Annotated in this window: 18 protein-coding genes; 12 read left to right on the plus strand and 6 right to left on the minus strand. The window is 71.6% G+C overall.

Features of this window, described 5'->3' with window-relative positions; genetic code table 11:
• Nucleotide 1 precedes the first annotated feature (1 nt).
• The gene (locus ACYF6T_RS08280; RefSeq protein WP_461694726.1) at nucleotides 2-1,051 is read left to right on the plus strand and encodes an NAD(P)H-dependent flavin oxidoreductase; all 1,050 of its coding nucleotides are present in this window, start codon (nucleotides 2-4) and stop codon (nucleotides 1,049-1,051) included.
• Between the two features lie 178 nt (nucleotides 1,052-1,229).
• On the opposite strand, the gene ACYF6T_RS08285 is transcribed toward ACYF6T_RS08280, so the two are convergent.
• From ACYF6T_RS08285 to ACYF6T_RS08295, 3 genes are read right to left on the minus strand one after another with little or no spacing between them, the layout of a single operon-like run.
• A complete protein-coding gene (locus ACYF6T_RS08285; protein ID WP_461694727.1) occupies nucleotides 1,230-2,387 on the minus strand; it encodes an acetyl-CoA C-acetyltransferase in 1,158 nt (385 codons plus the stop codon).
• Nucleotides 2,388-2,410: 23 nt separating this feature from the next.
• The gene (locus ACYF6T_RS08290) at nucleotides 2,411-3,034 is read right to left on the minus strand and encodes a TetR/AcrR family transcriptional regulator (protein WP_461694728.1); all 624 of its coding nucleotides are present in this window, start codon (nucleotides 3,032-3,034) and stop codon (nucleotides 2,411-2,413) included.
• A gap of 26 nt (nucleotides 3,035-3,060) precedes the next feature.
• Nucleotides 3,061-3,849: an SDR family oxidoreductase gene (locus tag ACYF6T_RS08295; RefSeq protein WP_461694730.1), complete on the minus strand. Its 789-nt coding sequence runs from the start codon at nucleotides 3,847-3,849 to the stop codon at nucleotides 3,061-3,063.
• A 48-nt stretch (nucleotides 3,850-3,897) separates the two neighbouring features.
• Between ACYF6T_RS08295 and ACYF6T_RS08300 the strand changes: the two genes are divergently transcribed.
• Nucleotides 3,898-5,037: an acyl-CoA dehydrogenase family protein gene (locus tag ACYF6T_RS08300; protein ID WP_461694732.1), complete on the plus strand. Its 1,140-nt coding sequence runs from the start codon at nucleotides 3,898-3,900 to the stop codon at nucleotides 5,035-5,037.
• A complete protein-coding gene (locus ACYF6T_RS08305) occupies nucleotides 5,037-5,999 on the plus strand; it encodes an acyl-CoA dehydrogenase family protein (protein ID WP_461694733.1) in 963 nt (320 codons plus the stop codon). The genes ACYF6T_RS08300 and ACYF6T_RS08305 overlap by 1 nt, the downstream gene beginning before the upstream one ends.
• On the opposite strand, the gene qcrB is transcribed toward ACYF6T_RS08305, so the two are convergent.
• Complete coding sequence (gene qcrB, locus ACYF6T_RS08310; protein WP_461694734.1) at nucleotides 5,974-7,623, minus strand: cytochrome bc1 complex cytochrome b subunit; 1,650 nt, start codon at nucleotides 7,621-7,623, stop codon at nucleotides 5,974-5,976. The two genes, ACYF6T_RS08305 and qcrB, sit on opposite strands and share 26 nt — an antisense overlap.
• Nucleotides 7,624-7,814: 191 nt before the next feature.
• Between qcrB and ACYF6T_RS08315 the strand changes: the two genes are divergently transcribed.
• Both ACYF6T_RS08315 and ACYF6T_RS08320 read left to right on the plus strand, forming a co-directional pair.
• On the plus strand, nucleotides 7,815-8,723 hold the full coding sequence (locus tag ACYF6T_RS08315; RefSeq protein ID WP_461694735.1) for a rhomboid family intramembrane serine protease: 909 nt from the start codon (nucleotides 7,815-7,817) through the stop codon (nucleotides 8,721-8,723).
• A 50-nt stretch (nucleotides 8,724-8,773) separates the two neighbouring features.
• Nucleotides 8,774-9,679 (plus strand): chitosanase, encoded by a 906-nt coding sequence (locus tag ACYF6T_RS08320; protein ID WP_461694736.1) that lies wholly within the window; start codon nucleotides 8,774-8,776, stop codon nucleotides 9,677-9,679.
• Between the two features lie 16 nt (nucleotides 9,680-9,695).
• Here ACYF6T_RS08320 and ACYF6T_RS08325 read toward each other — a convergent pair whose 3' ends face one another.
• Both ACYF6T_RS08325 and ACYF6T_RS08330 read right to left on the minus strand, forming a co-directional pair.
• The gene (locus ACYF6T_RS08325) at nucleotides 9,696-10,700 is read right to left on the minus strand and encodes a glycoside hydrolase family 113 (RefSeq protein ID WP_461694737.1); all 1,005 of its coding nucleotides are present in this window, start codon (nucleotides 10,698-10,700) and stop codon (nucleotides 9,696-9,698) included.
• Between the two features lie 41 nt (nucleotides 10,701-10,741).
• Nucleotides 10,742-12,583, minus strand: coding sequence for a DUF2334 domain-containing protein (locus ACYF6T_RS08330; protein WP_461694738.1), 1,842 nt, complete (start codon nucleotides 12,581-12,583; stop codon nucleotides 10,742-10,744).
• A gap of 547 nt (nucleotides 12,584-13,130) precedes the next feature.
• Here ACYF6T_RS08330 and ACYF6T_RS08335 point away from each other — a divergent pair.
• The 7 genes from ACYF6T_RS08335 (at nucleotide 13,131) to ACYF6T_RS08365 (ending at nucleotide 20,459) form a co-directional block, all read left to right on the plus strand.
• Complete coding sequence (locus tag ACYF6T_RS08335) at nucleotides 13,131-14,330, plus strand: glycosyltransferase (protein WP_461694778.1); 1,200 nt, start codon at nucleotides 13,131-13,133, stop codon at nucleotides 14,328-14,330.
• A gap of 132 nt (nucleotides 14,331-14,462) precedes the next feature.
• On the plus strand, nucleotides 14,463-15,626 hold the full coding sequence (gene wecB / locus ACYF6T_RS08340; RefSeq protein WP_461694739.1) for a non-hydrolyzing UDP-N-acetylglucosamine 2-epimerase: 1,164 nt from the start codon (nucleotides 14,463-14,465) through the stop codon (nucleotides 15,624-15,626).
• Nucleotides 15,623-16,333 (plus strand): LamG domain-containing protein, encoded by a 711-nt coding sequence (locus ACYF6T_RS08345; RefSeq protein WP_461694740.1) that lies wholly within the window; start codon nucleotides 15,623-15,625, stop codon nucleotides 16,331-16,333. Before wecB ends, ACYF6T_RS08345 begins: the two co-directional genes overlap by 4 nt.
• Before the next feature lie 60 nt (nucleotides 16,334-16,393).
• Nucleotides 16,394-16,993, plus strand: coding sequence for an acyltransferase (locus tag ACYF6T_RS08350; protein ID WP_461694741.1), 600 nt, complete (start codon nucleotides 16,394-16,396; stop codon nucleotides 16,991-16,993).
• A gap of 255 nt (nucleotides 16,994-17,248) precedes the next feature.
• Nucleotides 17,249-18,418 (plus strand): hypothetical protein, encoded by a 1,170-nt coding sequence (locus ACYF6T_RS08355; protein ID WP_461694743.1) that lies wholly within the window; start codon nucleotides 17,249-17,251, stop codon nucleotides 18,416-18,418.
• A complete protein-coding gene (locus ACYF6T_RS08360) occupies nucleotides 18,415-19,200 on the plus strand; it encodes a WecB/TagA/CpsF family glycosyltransferase (protein WP_461694745.1) in 786 nt (261 codons plus the stop codon). Before ACYF6T_RS08355 ends, ACYF6T_RS08360 begins: the two co-directional genes overlap by 4 nt.
• A complete protein-coding gene (locus tag ACYF6T_RS08365) occupies nucleotides 19,200-20,459 on the plus strand; it encodes a nucleotide sugar dehydrogenase (RefSeq protein ID WP_461694747.1) in 1,260 nt (419 codons plus the stop codon). The genes ACYF6T_RS08360 and ACYF6T_RS08365 overlap by 1 nt, the downstream gene beginning before the upstream one ends.

Consider the following 20,459-nt stretch of genomic DNA (forward strand, 5'->3'; position numbering starts at 1 on the left):
GATGGACACCGCGCTCACCCGGCTGACCGGCGTCCGGCATCCGATCGTGCAGACGGGCATGGGGTGGGTGGCGGGCCCCCGTCTGGTCTCGGCGACGGCGAACGCGGGCGCGCTCGGCATCCTGGCCTCCGCGACGATGACCACCGACGGGCTGCGCGAGGCGATACGGGAGGTCAGGTCCCGTACCCGGGCGCCGTTCGGGGTGAATCTGCGGGCGGACGCGGCGGACGCCGGGGACCGGGTGCGGATCCTGATCGAGGAGGGGGTGCGGGTCGCCTCCTTCGCGCTCGCGCCCTCGCCCGAGCTGATCGCCGAGCTCAAGGAGGCGGGTGTCGTCGTCATCCCGTCCGTCGGCGCCCGGCGGCACGCGGAGAAGGTCGCGGCCTGGGGGGCGGACGCCGTGCTCGTGCAGGGCGGCGAGGGCGGCGGGCACACCGGCGAGGTGGCGACGACGGTGCTGCTGCCGCAGGTGGTGGACGCCGTGCGGATACCGGTCGTGGCGGCGGGCGGCTTCTTCGACGGGCGGGGGCTGGTCGCGGCGCTGGCCTACGGGGCGGCCGGGGTCGCGATGGGCACGCGGTTCCTGCTGACGTCGGACTCGACGGTGCCGGACGCGGTGAAGGCGAGGTATCTGGCGGCGGGCGTCGGGGACGTCACCGTGACCCGGGCCGTGGACGGGCTGCCGCACCGCATGCTGCGTACGGAGCTGGTGTCGGCGCTGGAGAACTCCGGCCGCGCCAGGGCCCTGTGGCACGCCGTGCGCCGGGCGGCGGGGTTCCGCAGGCTGTCCGGGCTGACCTGGCGGCAGATGGTGCGCGACGGACTCGCCCTCAGGCACGGCAAGCAGTTGTCGTTCGGCCAGGTGCTGCTGGCCGCGAACACGCCGATGCTGCTGAGGTCGGCGATGGTGGAGGGCCGCACGGACCTCGGCGTGATGGCGTCCGGGCAGGTCGCCGGGGTGATCGACGACCTGCCGTCGTGCGCGGAACTGGTGGAACGGATCGTGAAGGAGGCGGAGGAGACCCTCCGGAGACTCACAGCGACTCCCTGACCGCCGGACTCACAGCCGCTCGATGACCGTCACATGGGCCTGACCGCCGCCCTCGCACATCGGCACCATCCCCCACGGCTCCCCTCGCGCCACTCGGCCCCAGGGGGCCTCCCAGGCTTCGGGAGCCTGCGCCGGACTCCGTCCGCCGAAATGGGTGACCCCTGTCTAGTTCCTCCGGTCACACGCGCTCGATGACCGTCACATTGGCCTGGCCCCCGCCCTCGCACATCGTCTGGAGGCCGAAACGGCCGCCCGTGCGCTCCAGTTCGTGCAGCAGGGTGGTCATCAGCTTGGCGCCGGTCGCGCCCAGGGGGTGGCCGAGGGCGATCGCGCCGCCGTTGGCGTTGACCTTGCCCGGGTCGGCGCCCGTCTCCTTCAGCCAGGCCAGGACGACCGGCGCGAAGGCCTCGTTGATCTCGACCAGGTCGATGTCGTCGATGGTCAGGCCGGTCTTCTTCAGGGCGTGGGCGGTGGCCGGGATGGGCGCGGAGAGCATGCGGATGGGGTCCTCGCCGCGTACGGAGAGGTGGTGCACGCGCGCGCGGGGCGTGAGCCCGTGTTCGCGCACCGCCCGCTCCGAGGCGAGCAGCAGGGCCGCCGCCCCGTCGGAGACCTGCGAGGAGCAGGCGGCGGTGATGGTGCCGCCGTCGATCACCGGCTTCAGCGCGGCCATCTTCTCCAGCGAGGTGTCCCGGCGCGGCCCCTCGTCGACGGCGACCTCGCCGCAGGCCACGATCTCCCGCTCGAACCGGCCCTCGTCGATGGCCCTGAGCGCCCTGCGATGCGACCGCAGCGCGAACTCCTCCTGGTCCTCACGGCTGATCCCCCACTTCGCGGCGATCATCTCGGCGCCCGCGAACTGGTTGACGGGCCGGTCCCCGTACCGCGCCCGCCAGCCCGCGCTGCCCGCGATGGGGCCCTCGGTGAAGCCGAGCGGTTCGGCGGCCTGCCGGGTCGCGAAGGCGATCGGGATCTGCGACATGTTCTGCACCCCGCCCGCCACCACCACGTCCTGCGTGCCGGACAGCACGCCCTGCGCGGCGAAGTGCACCGCCTGCTGGGAGGAGCCGCACTGCCGGTCGACGGTCACACCGGGCACCTCCTCGGGCAGTCCGGCCGCCAGCCAGCAGGTCCGCGCGATGTCCCCGGCCTGCGGCCCGACCGCGTCCAGGCAGCCGAAGACCACGTCCTCGACGGCTGCCGGGTCCACGTCCGCCCGCGCCACCAGCTCGCGCAGCACATGCGCGCCCAGATCGGCCGGATGGACCCCGCTCAGCCCACCCCCGCGCCGCCCCACGGGCGTACGGACCGCTTCGACGATGTAGGCCTCGGCCATGGCAACTCCCTCAGCAGAACGGGCTATTCGCGTACGGCGATCCCGTCCAGCACCATCGACAGGTACTGCCGGGCGATCTCCTCCGGGCTGTGCTGTCCGCCGGGCCGGTACCAGGACGCGGCCACCCACACGGTGTCGCGCACGAACCGGTAGGTGAGGCGGACGTCGAGGTCGGCCCGGAACACCCGGGCGGCGACCCCGCGTTCCAGCGTGGACAGCCACGCCTTCTCGAACTTGCGCTGCGACTCGGCGAGGAACGCGAACCGCTCCTGCGCGACCAGTTGCCGGCTCTCCTTCTGGTAGATCGCGACGGCGGCGCGATGCCGGTCGATCTCCCGGAACGACTCGGTGACCAGCGCCTCCAGTGTCTCCCGCGGCCCCGACTCGGCCGCCAGGACGGCGTCGTAGCCGCTCCACAGCTCGTCGAGGAAGGTGCGCAGGATCTCCTCCAGCATCGACTCCTTGGAGTCGAAGTGGTAGTAGAGGCTGCCCGCGAGCATGCCCGCGTGGTCCGCGATCTTGCGTACGGTGGTGGCGTTGTAGCCCTGCTCGGCGAAGACCTCGGCGGCGGTGTCGAGGAGTTCGCGGCGCCGGGCGGGTGCGGCGGTCACCTGGGGCTTCTTCTTGGTCGGCTTCTTGGTCGGCACGGGTCCATTGTGATCCGCTCCGGCGGTCAGGCGTGCTGGCTGCTGACGGCGACGACCTCGCCCGTCATGTACGAGGAGTAGCCGGACGCCAGGAACACGATCACGTTGGCCACCTCCCAGGGCTCGGCGTACCGCCCGAAGGCCTCGCGCGCGGTCAGCTCCTCCAGCAGCCCGGGCGTCGTCACCTTCGCCAGGTGCGGGTGCAGGGCGAGGCTGGGCGAGACGGCGTTGACCCGCACGCCGTACTCGGCGGCCTCGATCGCCGCGCACCGGGTCAGCGCCATCACCCCGGCCTTCGCGGCGGCGTAGTGGGCCTGGCCGGCCTGGGCGCGCCAGCCGACGACGGAGGCGTTGTTGACGATCACGCCCCCGCGTCCGTCCTCCCGGAGCCGGCGCAGGGCCGCCCGGGTGCAGCGGAAGGTGCCGTTCAGCGTCACGTCCAGGACGCGGGACCACTGCTCGTCGGTCATGTCGACGAGGGACGACGTGCCGCCGAGCCCGGCGTTGTTGACGACGATGTCCAGCCGGCCGTGCGTGCGTACGGCGGTGTCGAACAGCGTCGCCACCTGGGTCTCGTCGGTGACGTCACAGGGCACGGACGCCACCGCGCCCGGGAAGCGCCGGCCCAGCTCGGCCTCGTGCTCCTTCAGCCGCCGCGCGTGCGCGTCGCTGATCAGCACGCGCGCGCCCTCCTCCAGGAACCGGCGGGCGGTCGCGCCGCCGATGCCGGCGCCCGCCGCGGCGGTGATGACGGCGGTGCGGCCCTTCAGCAGCCCGTGCCCCGGCTCGTAGACGGGAGTCTCGACGCCTGTCATGGGGCCACGCTAACCTACCAAACACTTGTTAGGGAAGGATGGCGGCCGATGGATCTCGCGTTCACGCAGGAAGAGCAGGCCTTCCGCGCCGAGGCCCGCGCGTGGCTGCGCGCGCACGTGCCCGCCGAGCCGCTGCCGTCCCTGGAGACCGCCGAGGGCTTCGCGGCCCACCGCGCGTGGGAGGCCGGGCTGGCGGCGGATCGCTGGTCGGTCGTCAACTGGCCGGAGCGGTACGGCGGCCGGGGCTGCGATCTGATCCGCTGGCTGGTGTTCGAGGAGGAGTACTGGGCGGCGGGCGCGCCGGGCCGCGTCGGGCAGAACGGCATCAGTCTGCTGGCGCCGACCCTGTTCGACCACGGCAGCGCGGAGCAGCGGGCGCGGGTGCTGCCGCCCATGGCCACCGGGGAGGTGGTGTGGGCGCAGGCGTGGTCGGAGCCGGAGGCCGGGTCGGACCTGGCGTCCCTGCGGTCGCGGGCCGTGCGCACGGACGGGGGCTGGCTGCTGAGCGGGCAGAAGACCTGGTCCTCGCGGGCCGCGTTCGCCGACCGCGCGTTCGGGCTGTTCCGCAGCGAACCGGGCCTGCCGAAGCCGCACCAGGGGCTGACGTACCTGATGTTCGACCTGCGCGCCCCCGGGGTCACGGTCCGTCCGATCGGCCGCCTCGACGGGAGACCGGCGTTCGCCGAACTGTTCCTGGACGAGGTGTTCGTGCCGGACGAGGACGTGATCGGCGAGCCCGGCGCAGGATGGCGGATCGCGATGTCGACGGCGGGCAACGAGCGGGGGCTGATGCTGCGCTCCCCCGGCCGCTTCCTCGCCGCGGCCCGCCGGCTGCACGCGCTCTGGGAGGCGCAGGGCAGCCCGCCGGAGTCCCACGCGCGCGTGGCCGACGCGCTGATCCGCGCCCGCGCCTACCAGCTGTTCACCTACGCGGCCGCCTCCCGTTTCCTGGAGGGCGCCTCGCTCGGCGCGGAGTCCAGCATGAACAAGGTCTTCTGGTCCGAACTGGACCTCGCCCTGCACGAGACGGCCCTCGACCTGCTCGGCGAGGAGGGCGAGCGGGCGGACGGCCCCTGGTCCGAGGGGTACGTCTTCGCCCTCGCGGGCCCGATCTACGCCGGCACGAACGAGATCCAGCGCGACATCGTCGCCGAGCACCTGCTCGGCCTGCCGAAGGGACGCCGGTGATGCGGTTTCTGCTCGATGGTGAACAGCGGGCGTTCGGGGAGTCGCTGGGGGCGATGCTGACGGGGGCGGGCACGGCGTCCGTCGTGCGGGAGTGGGGCCGCGGGGAGCACGCGCGGGGGCGGGCCCTGTGGTCGCGGCTGGCCCAGACGGGCGTGTTCGGGCTCGCGGTGCCGGAGGAGTACGGCGGAGTCGGCGTGCGGCCCGTCGAACTCGCCGTCGCCTTCCTAGAGTTGGGGCGGCACGCGGTGCCGGGGCCGTTGGTGGAGACGGTCACCGCCGCCGTTCTGCTGGCCGAGCCGACACCGGCCGCCAAGCGGCTGCTGCCGGCGCTGGCCTCGGGGGAGGCGATGGCGACGGTGGCGTACGAGGGGGCGTACGCACTGGACGGCGACGTGGCGGACACCCGGCTCGCCCTGGCGTCCGACGGTCTGCGTCTCGCCCCCGGCCACGGACCCGTGCGCCGCTCCCTCGACCCCGCCCGCCGGCTCACCCCCCTGACCGCGGGCGGCGAGCTCCTCACCGCCGCTCCCCCGCTGGAGCGCGCCCTCGCCCTCGCCCGCCTCGCCACCGCCGCCCAGTCCCTCGGCGTCGGCCTCGCCCTCCTCGACCGGACCACCGAGTACGTCGGCCGGCGCCGCCAGTTCGGCGTGCCCATCGGCTCCTTCCAGGCCGTCAAGCACCGGCTGGCCGACGCGAAGACCGCGCTGGAGTTCGCGCGTCCCCTGCTGTTCGGCGCCGCCCTCACGCTGGACCCCGCCGACGTCGCCGCCGCCAAGGCCGCCGCCTGCGAGGCGGCGTACGACACGGCGCGTACCGCGCTGCAACTGCACGGCGCGATCGGCTACACCGCGGAGTACGACCTGTCGCTGTGGCTGACCAAGGCCCGCGCCCTGCGCACCGCCTGGGGCGCCCCGCAGGAGTGCCGGGCCCTGGTCGTCAGTGGTGGTGGTCGCCGCTGGTGAGCTCCCGGTACTCCTCCACCGTCGGCTTCGCGATCCGCGACTCCGGCCCGAACATGGCCCGGGCCAGCTGCGCCCGCACCCGCTGCGAGACCGTCACCGGCCGGCGTACGCCGTTGGTGTCGACGAGCGGGCCGATCTCGTAGGGCTCGGGCTGCTCGTGCTGGGTCAGGGTGTGCAGCTGTGCCTGCGCCAGCGGCTCGTGGACCTCGACGAACTCGCCGTGCGGCAGCCGCCTGATGGTGCCGGTCTCCCTGCCGTGCAGCACCTTGTCCCGGTCCCGGCGCTGCAGCCCCAGGCAGACCCGTTTGGTGACGATGAAGGCGAGCACGGGCACCACGAAGAAGGCGATCCGCACGAACCAGGTGATCGCGTTGATCGACAGGTGCAGATGCGTGGCCACGATGTCGTTGCCGCCGCCGATCAGCAGCACCACGTACAGGCTCAGCCAGGCCACGCCCAGGCCCGTGCGCACGGGCGCGTTGCGCGGCCGGTCCAGGATGTGGTGCTCGCGCCGGTCACCGGTGATCCACGCCTCGACGAACGGGTACACGCCGAGCGCGAGCAGGATCAGCGGGAAGAGCGAGAAGGGGATGAACACGCCCGGTTCCAGGGTGTGGCCCCAGAAGTTGATCTCCCATCCCGGCATCACCCGGATCAGGCCCTCGGAGAAGCCGAGGTACCAGTCGGGCTGGGCGCCCGTGGTCACCAGGTCCGGGCGGTACGGCCCGAAGGCCCACACCGGGTTGATGCTGGCGAGGCCGCCCATGATCGTCAGGACGCCGAAGACCAGGAAGAAGAAGCCGCCCGCCTTGGCCATGTAGACCGGCAGGAAGGGCATGCCGACGACCGTCTTCTGGTCCCGTCCGGGCCCCGGGTACTGGGTGTGCTTGTGGTAGAAGACCAGGATCAGGTGGGCCACCACCAGCCCCAGCATGATCCCCGGCAGCAGCAGGACGTGGATCGGGAAGAGCCGGGAGATGATGTCGTGGCCCGGGTACTCCCCGCCGAAGAGGAACATCGACAGATACGTCCCGACGATCGGGATCGACAGGATCGCGCCGTCGGCGAAGCGGATGCCGGTGCCGGAGAGCAGGTCGTCGGGGAGCGAGTAGCCGGTCAGGCCGGTGATGATGCCGAGCATCAGCAGGGTCCAGCCGAACAGCCAGTTGACCTCGCGCGGTTTGCGGAAGGCGCCGGTGAAGAACACCCGCATCATGTGCACCAGCATGCCGGTGACGAAGACCAGCGCCGCCCAGTGGTGGATCTGCCGGATCAGCAGCCCGCCGCGCACGTCGAAGCTGATGTCGAGGGCGGACTCGTAGGCCCGGGTCATCCGGACGCCGTTCAGCGGCACGTAGGAGCCGTGGTAGACGACCTCGACGCCGCTGGGCTCGAAGAACAGGGTGAGGTAGATGCCGGTGAGGATCAGGATCAGGAAGCTGTAGAGGCAGATCTCCCCGAGCATGAAGGACCAGTGGTCCGGGAAGACCTTGCGCATGTTGGCCTTGGCCAGCGCGTACAGACCGAGCCGACCGTCGGCCCAGTCGGCCACCTTCTCGCCCGCCTTGGGCGCCTGCCCGCGCCCGGCCCCGGCCGTGTCGTGCTCCGCTCGTGCGCCGTCCATGTGTTCGCCGCCTCCCCGTCGGATCACCCTCAGGGTGGCACGGCCCACCGGCCCGAGCCAACGGTGCGGACGGTCGCGGGAGCGCCCTGCCGCGCCCCTCGCCTCCCACCCGTTCACCGGCGTTCGCTATTTTGTTCGCCGCCGTCCCCACCGGCTCACCGTCCGTCCCGCCCTGTCCGAGGAGCCGGTTCGTGGAACCCGAGTCCGCCGTCACCGCCTGCTACCGCCATCCCCAGGTGGAGTCCCACGTCCGGTGCACCCGCTGCGACCGGTACATCTGCCCCGACTGCATGCGGGAGGCGGCCGTCGGCCACCAGTGCGTGGAGTGCGTACGGGAGGGGGCGCGGTCGGTGCGGCAGGCGCGGACGGCGTTCGGCGGCCGGATCACGGCCGTGCCGCTGGCGACGTACGTGCTGATCGGGCTGAATGTGCTGGCCTACCTGGCCGAGCTGGTGCGGCCGTCGGTGGTGGACCGGTTCGAGATGCTGGGGCGCGGGCTGGTGGGCCCCGACGGCGGCCACTACATGTGGCAGGACGCCTACCCTTCCGGCTACCACCCGGAGGGCGTCGTCGACGGCGAGTGGTACCGGCTGCTGACCGGGGCGTTCCTGCATCTGCCGCCCACCGAGGGGACGTTCGGGATCCTGCACATCGTGATGAACATGGTGTCGCTGTGGAACATCGGCCGGGCGGTCGAGGCGCAGCTCGGCCGGGTCCGCTACCTCGCCCTGTATCTGCTGTCCGCGCTCGGCGGCTCGGTCCTGGTGCTGCTGATCGCGCCGGACACCCCCACCCTCGGCGCGTCCGGCGCGATCTTCGGGCTCGGTGCCGCGTACTACGTCATGGCCCGGCGGCTGGGCGCCGACATGAGCGTCGTCAACCGTTTCATGGGCGGTCTGCTGCTGTGGCTGGCGCTCTCCGCGGCCGTCACGTCCTGGCAGGGCCACCTCGGCGGACTGCTGGCCGGCGCGGTGGTGACGGTGGCCTACGCGTACGCGCCCCGCGACCGCCGCACCCTGGTCCAGGCGAGCGCGTGCCTCGCCCTGCTGGCGCTGCTGGTGATCCTCACGGCGGCGAAGGCCACGGAACTGGCGGTCTAGAAAGCGGACCGGAGAAGCGGTCCGCGGAACCTGTGCTTACCCTGTCCGCCATGAAACGCGCTGGTTGTCTCCTCTTCGCCGCCGTGCCCGTCGTCGTCACGGCGGCCGTCTACCTGCTCGCGCCCGCCGACTCCGGCGCCGGGCCGGCGAAGAGCGGCACCTCCGCCGCGCAGCGCGCCCGCGAGGACGCCAAGAGCCGGGCCGAGCGGGAGCGGGCGGCCGACGACGAGGTGATCGCCGACCTGCCGGCCGGCCTCGCCGCGCCCGCGAAGAAGGAGCTGGCCCAGCAGCTGGTGGCGAGCGCGGAGAACTCGACGCTGGACTGGCGCAGCGCCTACGGCTACATCGAGGACATCGGCGACGGCCAGGGCTACACCGCCGGCACCGTCGGCTTCTGCACCGGCACCCACGACCTGCTCACCCTGGTCCAGCACTACACGAAGGCCCACCCCGGCAACGGTCTGGCGAGGTACCTGCCCGCCCTGCGCGAGGTCGACGGCACCGACTCCCACGAGGGCCTGGACCCGGGCTTCCCCGCGGCCTGGAAGGCGGAGGCGAAGCTCCCCGCCTTCCGCGCGGCGCAGGACGAGGAGCGCGACCGCGTCTACTTCGACCCGGCGGTCCGCCTCGCCAAGCTGGACGGCCTCGGCACGCTGGGCCAGTTCGTCTATTACGACGCCATGGTCTTCCACGGCCCCGGCACCGGCCCGAGCAGCTTCTACGGGCTGCGCGAGCGTGCGATGCGGGAGGCGGACCTGCCCTCGGAGGGCGGCTCGGAGAAGACGTACCTGGACATCTTCCTCGATGTCCGCCGGGCCGCCATGAAGGCGAAGAAGGCGGACATCGACACCAGCCGCATCGACACCGCCCAGCGGCAGTTCCTCTACGACGGCAACATGGACCTCAAGACACCGCTGGTGTGGAAGGTGTACGGCGAGACGTACAAGGTGCCCTAGCCGGGCGTGCCGTGCGTCAGCCGCCGCCCCACTTCTCCCGCAGCACCCTCTCCGCGGGCTTGCCGTGCGGGGTGTACGCCAGCCTCACCGGGGTCTCCCCGCTGTTCGGCCAGTCGTCCCACATCCACCAGCACACGCCGGCCCACCAGCGCCGGCCGGTGAAGGCGTCCAGCAACGCCCGGTAGGCGGCGGCCTGTTCGGCGGGGGCGGGGCGGTGGCTGACCGTCCAGGAGTACGGGGCGGTGGTGGCGCCGCGCTGGCTGACGTACCCGGCCTCGGTGAACAGGACGCGGCGGCCCTGGGCGTGGGCGTAGGCGGCGAGCTGGTCACGGATCGGCGTCCAGGCGCGGCGCAGCCGTACGGGATCGTCGGTGGGGTGGCCGGTCAGCGGCCAGTAGGCGTCGACGCCGATGAGGTCGAGGTCCTTCCAGAAGTGGATCCGGCGGTACTCGTCGTAGTTGGCGGCGTAGGTGAGCGGGCCGTCGTAGTGGGCGCGCACCGCCTTGATCACGCCTCGCCAGCCGGCCAGGTCGCCGGAGACGCCGGCGAGTTCGGTGCCCACGGCGAACTGCTCGACGCCGTGGTGGGCGGCGAGGTCGGCGTAGTGGGTGATGAAGCGCCGGTACGCGGCGAACCAGGCGTCCCGGTCACGGGGGCGGATGTCGGCGCGGTCCTCGTCGCCGGGCAGGTCGATGTGCGGTTTGAGCATCACCTTCAGTCCGAGCGCGTGGGCCCGGCGCACGATGTGCGTGAGGCTCGTGTCGCTCGCGGTCTCCTCGGTGGTGTGCGGGCCGGAGTCGGTGGCGCGCTTCTGGTACCAGGTCGGGGTGAGGGTGACCCAGCGGGCGCCGGTGGCGCGGATGCCGCGCAGATAGCGGTCGGCGGCGGGGCTGTCGTAGTCGGTGCGGTACCAGGAGGGCAGGGTGATGCCGCGCAGCTGCGGACTGCGCTTGTCCGCACCGCCGTTGTCCCCTGCCGCGCTGTCGGTCGTGCAGCCGGTCGCGGCCAGGAGGACCGCCACCGCGGCCGCGGCGACGGTCCTCCTGCGCGTATGCGGTGCCCTCACAGGCTCGCCGGGCTGACGAAGGTGTAACCCAGGGCCTTGATGCCGTCGACCGTGTCCTTCAGCGGCTGGGTCGGGTAGTACGGGTGGTAGAAGAAGCTGGCGAAGCCGTCCCGGACGGCCAGGTTGGCCTTGGCCGAGGCGATCAGGTCGGCCGGCAGGCGCGGCGGGTGGTTGTTGAAGGCCTCCGGTTCGTAGTTGCCGATGTCCTCGGGCAGCACCTTGGTGCCGTACACGTCCTTGACCACGTACGGGAAGAACTGGCCGATGAAGGTGTTGGGTCCGGCGGAGGTGCCGCTGAGCGTGCCGGAGAAGTACAGCGAACGCTCCAGACGGGCCGAGAAGTTGGAGCTGAACACCTTGTAGTCGGCGGCGGAGCCCGCGTAGTGCGGAGTGGTCCACAGCGCCGGCTTCGGCAGGCCCGCCTTGGTGAACTCGGCGAGCGCGCTGGTCACCCGTCCCTGCGCCCAGGTCGCGGAGTCCTCGGCCACCGGGCCGTCGTAGACGACGTTGTTCGCCGCGTCGACGTGCGCCCGGTAGAACTCGAAGTCGTCGCCGGTGACGCCGTTGTAGGGGTTGGCGACGGTGGAGTACTGGTGGGTGTAGCCGTGGTCCATCAGGACCGCGCCGTGGTTGAGCATGTACTTCAGGGCGCTGACCACCTGCGGCCGCTGGGACAGCGTGATCGTCTGGGCGACCCCGTTGTTGTAGGTGCCGTTGGGGTCCTTGTAGACGGGGATGACGTTGATGCCGTAGGCGATCTTCTGCGCGTACAGGTAGTCCGCCATCGTGCGCAGCTCGGTCGGGTCGGAGTCGGGGCTGATGTCCTCCAGGCGCAGCAGCGCACGGTGCCGTTCGGCGGTGGCGGGGGCGAGCGCGTCGAAGAGGAGGTCCTCGTAGACGATCACGCGGTCGCTCTCGGAGACGTACGCGAACGGGATCTCACCGACGTAGGTGAGGTTGGCGGAGCGGATCGCCCACCCGAAGGTGTGGCCGTTGGAGGAGTCCAGGCCCTGGGCGAGGGTGGTGACCGCGGGATAGCCGGTGCCCGTGAGGATGTTGGGCCGCAGTACTCCGCCGTCCTGACCGGCCGGGATGTTCCGGGTGAGGGTCTGGTTCTTGTACGACACCTGCGTCACGGTGCCGACCGAACCGCCGTCCTCGTAGTACGACGTCGTCGGGTCCCAGCCGTACTTCTGCGTGAAGGCGGCTACGCCCGTGGTGTTCGCCATGTTCCAGATGTTGGCCCCCATCCAGATCACCGGCTTGGTGCTCGCCGCGGCGTCCGTGTAGAAGGCGGCCGGGATCGCGTCCGGGATGTCGCCGCCGTAGTAGGTGGAGCCGATGTAGATCACCGCGGAGTAGGAGTCGATCATTCCGGCGGTGTACTGCTGGACCGGCTTGGCGGTGACCGTACCGAAGTGACCTGCGAGGTTGGCCGCCGCCATGGCGTACAGCTCGCCCAGCCGGCCGTAGGGGCCGGCGGTGTCGTAGAGCACCAGGGCGCTCGGGTCGGCCGCGGCCGCCGCGGCGGGTTTGAGCAGGGCCGCCTGGCGGGTCACCGCCGCTCCGGTGCGCACCGGGGCGGTCGAGGTGGCCGACAGGGCGCTCGCCGTGGCGCCGGTCGCGCCGGCGGTCTTGGCGTGCGGCTTGTCGTGGCGGGCCTGGTCGGCCTTGATCTGGGCCTGCGCCCAGCCCTTGAGGTCGACGTGGCTCACTCCGGACCGGGCGCCGACGGCCTCGTGGCCGTGCCCGTGACCGTGGCCGGCGCCCGGGGCGCCCTGGGCGCCGACGGCCAGGAAGGTGCCGCTGACCAGGGCGGCGACGAGCAACAGCAGCATGGACAGTTTCGAGATTCCTCGCCTGCGGCGATGGATCACTGATCTCACGATGATTCCCCCCACTTTGCCAATGCTTGGCAAAGGTTTTTCTTTTCAGGAAGCCACCGATTCTTGTGGCCGACCAAGAAGGGTGTCAATGGGCCGAAGGGTGAATTCCAGGAGTGCCATGAGACCCTACCGGAAGATCGGACATGTCCTTTTTTTGAATAGTCTTATGACCCAGGCTGGACGTCTGCTAGGTTCACCTTCGCGCGATGGGGACGCGCGTTCATATGTGGGGGGAACAACGTGTACGGACGACCCGCCCTGGGGGCACTGCTGCCTCTCGCAGGGGCGATGGCTGCTCCGGAAGCCATTCCAGGGCTACCTCTGGCCAAAACATTGCAAGCCGCAGCCGGAGCCGGATTTCTGTTCTATTGCCTGACGGCCTGTCTGATCCTGCTGGCCCGGATACGACTGCGTCGCCAGTCACTGAAAGCGCAGCTCGGAGCCCGGAGCGGCCATGATCACTGAGCTGCTGTTGTGGGCGAGCATCACATTGATCGTGATGGCCGGCTGTTACAACACGAGTCTTTTCGTGCTGTCGAGGCGCAGAATTCGCCGGTCCCGGACCGACCGGAGAGAACGCTTCTACATATTCCTGCTCGCCTGCCTCAACGAAGAGAAAGTGCTTTCCGAAAGTCTGGCGCGGATCACTTCGCTGCCGGCCCGGAATTTCCTGGCACTGGTGATCGACGACGGTTCGGACGACCGCACCTCCGAGATCGCCCTGGCCGCCGATCCGACCCTGGTCCGGCTGCACCGGCGCAATCCGCCGAACGCGCGCCGGGGCAAAGGCGCCGCGCTCAACGACGGTGTGCGCCACATCAGGGAATCCGGGCTGCTCGACGGCCGTGATCCCGCCGACGTGGTGCTGTGCGTGGTCGACGCGGACGGCCGGCTCGACCCGCACATCGTGCAGTCGGTCGACCCGTACTTCGACGACCCGCGCACCGGCGCGGTCCAGGTCTGCGTGCGGATGTACAACCGGGGGCTCGGGCTGCTCGCCCGCATGCAGGACATGGAGTTCGTGGTCTACGGCGACGTCTTCCAGAGCGCCCGCCGCTTCATCGGCAGCGTGGGCATGGGCGGCAACGGCCAGTTCATGCGGCTGTCGGCGCTCGACACCCTGGACGGCGACGGTCCGTGGAGCGACAGCCTCACCGAGGACCTCGACCTGGGCGTCCGGCTGATCGCCAAGGGCTGGACCAACCAGCACTGCACCACCGCCGCCGTCTCCCAGCAGGCCGTGCTGAGCCTGCGCCGCCTGATCCGCCAGCGATCCCGCTGGTTCCAGGGCCATCTCCAGTCGGCCGGCCTGGTCCCGCTCATCCTGCGGGACGTGCCGACCCGGCCCGCGCTCGACCTGCTCTACCACCTCTCCAGCCCGGTGCTGATCCTGCTCACCTCGCTGCTGCCGGTGTCCTTCCTCGTCGCCCTGGGCGCCACCACCGTGGCCTCCGTCCAGGCCGGCCACCCGCTGGTCTCGCCGATGTGGCTGCTCGGCCCGTATCTGCTGTCGTTCACGGCCGCCTACGCCTACGGCTTCGTGTACGCCAAGCGCGAGCGGGACCTCGGTCTGCTGCGGTCCGTGCTGATCGCGCACGTCTTCGTCTTCTACGGCTACATCTGGTTCGCGGCCGGCTGGTGGGGCTTCTGGCGGATGCTCACCGGCCAACGGGGCTGGCTGAAGACGGCCCGCACCTGAACCGCCGCCGTTCCTGAGGACGTTCAGGCCGCGCCGGGTCCCCGCGCGGGTCCTCACCGCTCATCCGCCGTATCTCTCATCACGCTCAACGCGGTCGCCGCGTCGATCGCGCATGCCCTAGGGGGGCTTCGCATGTCCACACACCCGTCAGCCGTGCCCGTACGCGCCATGCTGGTGCTCGGCACCCGGCCGGAGGCGATCAAACTGGCGCCCGTGGCGCGGGCGATGGCGACCGGCGCGCAGTTCGAGCCGGTCGTCGTCACCACCGGCCAGCACCGCGAGATGCTCCACCAGATGCTCGGCCTGCTCGGCGTCGACACCCGGATCGCGCTCGACGTGATGCGCAGCCGGCAGCAACTGTCCGACCTGACCGCCCGGCTGGTCCGCGAACTCGGCGAGGTCATGCGCGACCAGCGGCCCGACCTGGTGGTGGTGCAGGGGGACACCACGACCGCGCTGGCCGGCGCGCTCGCCGCCTTCTACGAGAAGATCCCGGTCGCCCACGTCGAGGCGGGCCTGCGCACCGGCGTCATCGACAACCCCTTCCCGGAGGAGCTCAACCGCAGCCTGATCGGCCGCATCGCCCGCTGGCACTTCGCGCCGACCCCGGCCGCCGCCCGCCACCTCACCGCGGAGGGCGTCCCCGAGGAGCAGGTCTTCACCACCGGCAACACGGTGATCGACAACCTCCTGTGGGTCCTGTCCGAGGGCACCGGCACCTCCGCCTTCCGCACCGGCGCCAAGCGGATTCTGGTCACCCTGCACCGTCGGGAGAACCAGGGCGAGCGGATGCGCGGCATGGGGCGGGCGCTGCGGCGGCTCGCGGGCCGGGGGGACGTCGAGATCGTGCTGCCGCTGCACAAGAGCCCGGCCGTGCGGGACGTGCTGCTGCCCGAACTCGAAGGCCAGCAGGGCATCTCGCTCGTCGAGCCGCTCGGCTACCTCGACTTCGCGGCCACGCTCGCCGAGTGCGACCTGGTCCTCACCGACTCCGGCGGCGTCCAGGAGGAGGCGCCGAGCCTGAGCAAGCCCGCGCTGGTGCTGCGCACGACCACCGAGCGGCCCGAGGCGGTCGAGGCCGGCGCGGCCCGGCTGATCGGCACCGACCCGGAGGCCATCGTGACCTGGGCCGAGCGGCTGCTGGACGACCCGGCGCAGTACCGGAGCATGGCCGGCGCCGGCAACCCGTTCGGCGACGGCATGGCCACCGCCCGGATCCTGGCCCAACTCGCCGAGGACTTCGCCGCCGATGTCCCGGTGGGCCTCACCGTGTCCGGGCCATACTCGACCGCATGACGCCGACACCCCTGCGCCCCGCCCACCGGATCCCGCTGATCCCGCCGGGGCGCAGGGGCCGGCTGCTGACCACCCTGGCCCTCGCGCTCACCCTCGCCGCGCTGCTGTCGGTCACCCTGACGCAGTGCGGGAGCGCCGGCTCCCCGCCGCAGGACCCGTGGATCGACGGCAGCCGGCACGGCCGCTGGCTGTCGGTGTTCAACGGCATGGGCACCAACACCGGCGACGACGGCTCGATCTCGCTGTCGCCCATGGCCGCCGAGGACCCGGGCACCACGCACGCGGGCCTGGTGGTGAGCGCCGCCACCTACGCGAACGTGCGCTACGCGGCCCGGATGCGGACGGTGAAGCAGCTGCGCTCCCCCAAGCCCAACCCGTGGGAGGTGCCGTGGCTGGTGTGGGCGTACACCGATCCGGAGCACTTCTACTACGTCACCCTCAAACCGAACGGCTGGGAGCTGGGCAAGCGGGATCCGGCCTATCCCGGCGGTCAGCGGTTCCTGGCCACGGGACGCGGGAGGTACCCCGTGGGCGAGTGGTACGACGTGCGGGTCGAGCAGCGCGGCGCGGTGCTCGCCGTGTACGTGGCCGGAAAGCCGCTGGTGACGTTCACGGACACCGAGCGGCCCTACCTGCGTGGCCGGGTGGGGGCGTACACGGAGGACGCGACGGTGAAATTCGAAGGTCTGAACGCCACTTCCGGGTGAACCGGCGCCCGGGGGCGGTAGCGTGTGCGGCCCGCCCGGCGCGCAGAAAGGTTCAGCCTCGTGAGTGTGAGAGTCCAGCCCTCCGCCCAGGTCGACGACAGGGCCACGATCGGCGACGGCACGACCGTCTGGGATCTGGCCCAGATCAGGGAGGACGCCGTGCTGGGCGGCGGCTGCATCATCGGCCGTGGGGCGTACGTTGGCCCCGGGGTGCGCATCGGCGAGAACGTCAAGCTCCAGAACTACGCGCTCGTATACGAACCGGCGGTGCTCGGCGACGGCGTGTTCGTCGGCCCGGCGGCCGTCCTCACCAACGACTACTTCCCCCGCTCGGTGGACCCGGAGGGCCGGCTCAAGCGCGGCGGCGACTGGGAGGCGGTGGCCGTGACGGTGGCCGAAGGGGCGTCGCTCGGGGCCCGTTCGGTGTGTGTGGCGCCGGTGCGGATCGGCCGGTGGGCGCTGGTCGCCGCCGGAGCCGTGGTGACCCGGGACGTGCCGGACTTCGCGCTGGTGGCGGGCGTCCCGGCGCGCCGGATCGGCTGGGTGGGGCGGGCCGGCGTACGCCTGGTGGAGCGGGAGGGCGAGCCGGGCGGGTGGGAGTGCCCCGAGACCGGCGCCCGCTACGAGGAGAAGGACGGCGAGCTCGTCGAGCGCGCATGACGCCTGTTTCCGCCAAAACGCAAATCCTCGAACATTCACCGGCATAACATGTGTGCGAACTGTGCAGACCAGGCACAATGAGCTCACAAACCGGTAGTGCCCAGGGGGGGTACGGGGGTGGGGACACCTATGCCTGACGCGAAGAGCGGCAGCCGCTCGCGCCGCTGACGTCCGTCATGCCTTCCACCGTCCGGCCGTTCGCGCCGTGGTGCTCACAAGTATGCGCAAAAACAGGGGGGTTGGTGTGTCCAACCGATGACCATCTCACGTCTGGCGGCGCTCAGGGACGCGGAACCGCACCTGCTCGCGCTCGCCCAACGGCTCCTCGCGGTCGCCGAGTCGGGACTGCCGTCGATGCTGCTGCCCGGCGGTGAGGCGTTCGCCTTCACCATGGCCGGACGGCAGGCCCCCGACGGTTCCTGGACCCTGGAGCAGCGCGGGATCAGCACCCGGTACGCGGCCATCACCGCGCTGGGCGCGCAGTACCTGCCCGAGGACCGCCAGCAGGCGGTGCTCGGCGGGCGCACCGCCCAGGAGTTCACCGGCCTGCTCATCGAGTCGCTGCCCTCGGTGACCAACCTCGGCGACGCGGCGCTGATCGCCTGGGCCGCCGCCGAGACCGCCCATCCCAAGCTCTCCGACGCCCTCGCCCGGGTCGAGGCCCTGGACGAGCAGGGCCGGCCGCAGTACACGGTCGAGGCGGCGTGGGTGCTGTCCGCGCTCGCGGCGGCCCGCAACACGGTCGACGTGGAGAGACGTTTCGCCACCGCGCGTGACCGGCTGCTGCGGGCCCGGATCGGAGACAGCCCGCTCTTCCCGCACGCCACCGGGCCCGGCCTGGTGCCGGGTTACCGCTCGCACGTGAGCTGCTTCGCCGACCAGACCTACCCCCTCCAGGCCCTGGCCCGCGCCCACGCCAGCGACGCGGGCGGCGACCGGGAGGCGCTGGCCGCGTCCGAGGCGTGCGCGGCGCGCATCTGCGCCCTGCAGGGCGAGGGCGGGCAGTGGTGGTGGCACTACGACGCGCGCACCGGCGGCGTCATCGAGGGCTACCCCGTCTACAGCGTCCACCAGCACGCCATGGCGCCGACCGCCCTGCTCGACCTGGCCGACGCGGGCGGCACCGACTTCGGCGCGGCGGTCCGCAGGGGCCTGCGCTGGATGACGGACGTGCCCGAGCTCGCCGGACGGCCGGAGAAGAAGGAGCCGTTGATCCTCGACGACCTCGGTGTGACCTGGCGCAAGGTCTTCCGGGGTGACCCGAGGAAGGCGGTACGGGCCGCCCGCGGCCTCACCACCCGCGTCGCGCCGAACCTCCGGCTCGGCGTCCTGGACCGGGTCTACCCGCCGCTGGCCGTGGACCGCGAGTGCCGCCCGTACGAGTTCGGCTGGATGCTCTACGCCTGGCAGGGAGGCCGAATATGACGGAGCGTCACGCAGCGGAGCGGCGGTCCCTGTTCGGCGTCGAGCTGGACCCGCTGACCATGGACGAGACCGTCCGGCGCTGCCTCGAAGCGGTCGCCGAGGGGCGGCAGTTGGAGATCGGGGTGGTCAACGCCGCCAAGCTGGTGAACATGCGGCGCGACCCCCGGCTCGCCGAGGCGGTCTCCGGCTGCGATCTCGTCCTCGCCGACGGACAGGCCGTGGTCTGGGCCGGGCGGCTGCTGCGCGCCCCGCTGCCGGAGCGGGTCGCCGGGATCGACCTGTTCCTGCGGCTGCTGGCCGAGGCGGAGACGGCGGGCGTCTCCGTGTACTTCCTCGGGGCCCGCCAGGAGGTGCTGGAGCGGATGCTGCTGCGGGTCGCCGACCGCTTCCCCGGTCTGAAGGTGGCCGGCAGCCGCAACGGCTACTTCGACGACTCCGAGCAGGAGGCCATCGCCGAGTCCATCGCCCGCAGCGGCGCCCAGATGCTCTTCCTCGGCATGACCTCGCCGAAGAAGGAGATCTTCACCGCCGCCCACGGCGCCCGCACCGGCGCCCGCGTCGTGCACGGCGTCGGCGGCTCCTTCGACATCCTGGCCGGCGTCACCAAGCGGGCCCCCGGCGCCTGGCAGCGCTGGGGCCTGGAGTGGCTCTACCGCTGCCTTCAGGAGCCGCGCCGGCTGGGCCGGCGCTATGTCACCACCAATGCTGCCTTCCTCCTCATGACGGCGCGCGAGCTGATCCGGCTCACCCCGTCGACCGCCCCCGCGAACAGGAGTCACTGATGCGCGTCGTCGTGGTTGGACAGGGATACGTCGGCCTGCCGCTGGCCATCCGCGCCGCCGAGGTCGGACACGAGGTGATCGGCTACGACGTGGACCCGCGGCGGATCAAGAGCCTCGCCGCCGGTGAGTCCTTCGTCGAGGACGTCTCCTCCGAGCGGATCCGCGCGGCGCTGGACAACGGCAGCTACCGGGCCAGCGAGTCGGCGCGCGACTGCGGCGGCTTCGACGTCGCCGTGGTGACGGTGCCGACCCCGCTGCACGAGGGCATGCCCGACCTGCGCTACATCAAGGAGTCGGCGGTCACCCTCGCCCGCTATCTGCGTCCCGGGGCGACGGTCGTGCTGGAGTCGACGACCTACCCCGGCACCACCCAGGAGCTGTTCGCGCCGATCCTGGAGGAGGGCTCGGGGCTCAGCGCGGGCACCGACTTCCAGCTCGGCTACAGCCCGGAGCGGATCGACCCCGGAAACGCCGTCTGGGACTTCCAGAAGACCCCGAAGGTGGTCTCCGGCGTCAACGCGGCCTCCCTGAAGGCCGTTCAGGACTTCTACGGCCAACTGGTCGACACCACCGTGCCGGTGGGCTCGCCCAAGGAGGCCGAGCTCGCCAAGCTGCTGGAGAACACCTTCCGGCACGTGAACATCGCGCTGGTCAACGAGATCGCCATGTTCGCCCACCACCTGGACATCGACGTCTGGCAGGCCATCGACGCCGCCTCCACCAAGCCGTTCGGCTTCATGAAGTTCACCCCCGGGCCGGGCGTCGGCGGCCACTGCCTGCCCATCGACCCCTCGTACCTGTCCTGGCGGGTGCAGCGCGAACTGGGCCAGTCCTTCCGCTTCGTGGAGCTGGCCAACGACATCAACAACCACATGCCGGAGTACGTGACGCGGCGCATCAGCGACCTGTTCAACGAGCGGCGCCGCTCGGTGAACGGCTCGCGCATCCTGCTGCTGGGCCTGGCGTACAAGAAGAACACCGGCGACGCCCGCGAGTCGCCCGCCCTGCGCATCTCCCAGCTGCTGCTCGACATGGGCGCGCAGGTCCGGGCGGCCGACCCGCACGTGGTGGAGAGCCTGCCGGTGGACAACCGGCTGGTGCGGGTGGAGCCGGTGCCCAAGGAGCTGAAGGCCGCCGACGTGGTGGTGCTGCTCACCGACCACGACAGCTTCGACTACGAACTCATCGCCGAACACGCCCCGTTCGTCCTCGACTGCCGTCGACGGCTGGCGGCCGGCCCCACGATCGAGGTGCTCTGA

It is taken from the genome of Streptomyces sp. 7R007 (assembly GCF_054850255.1).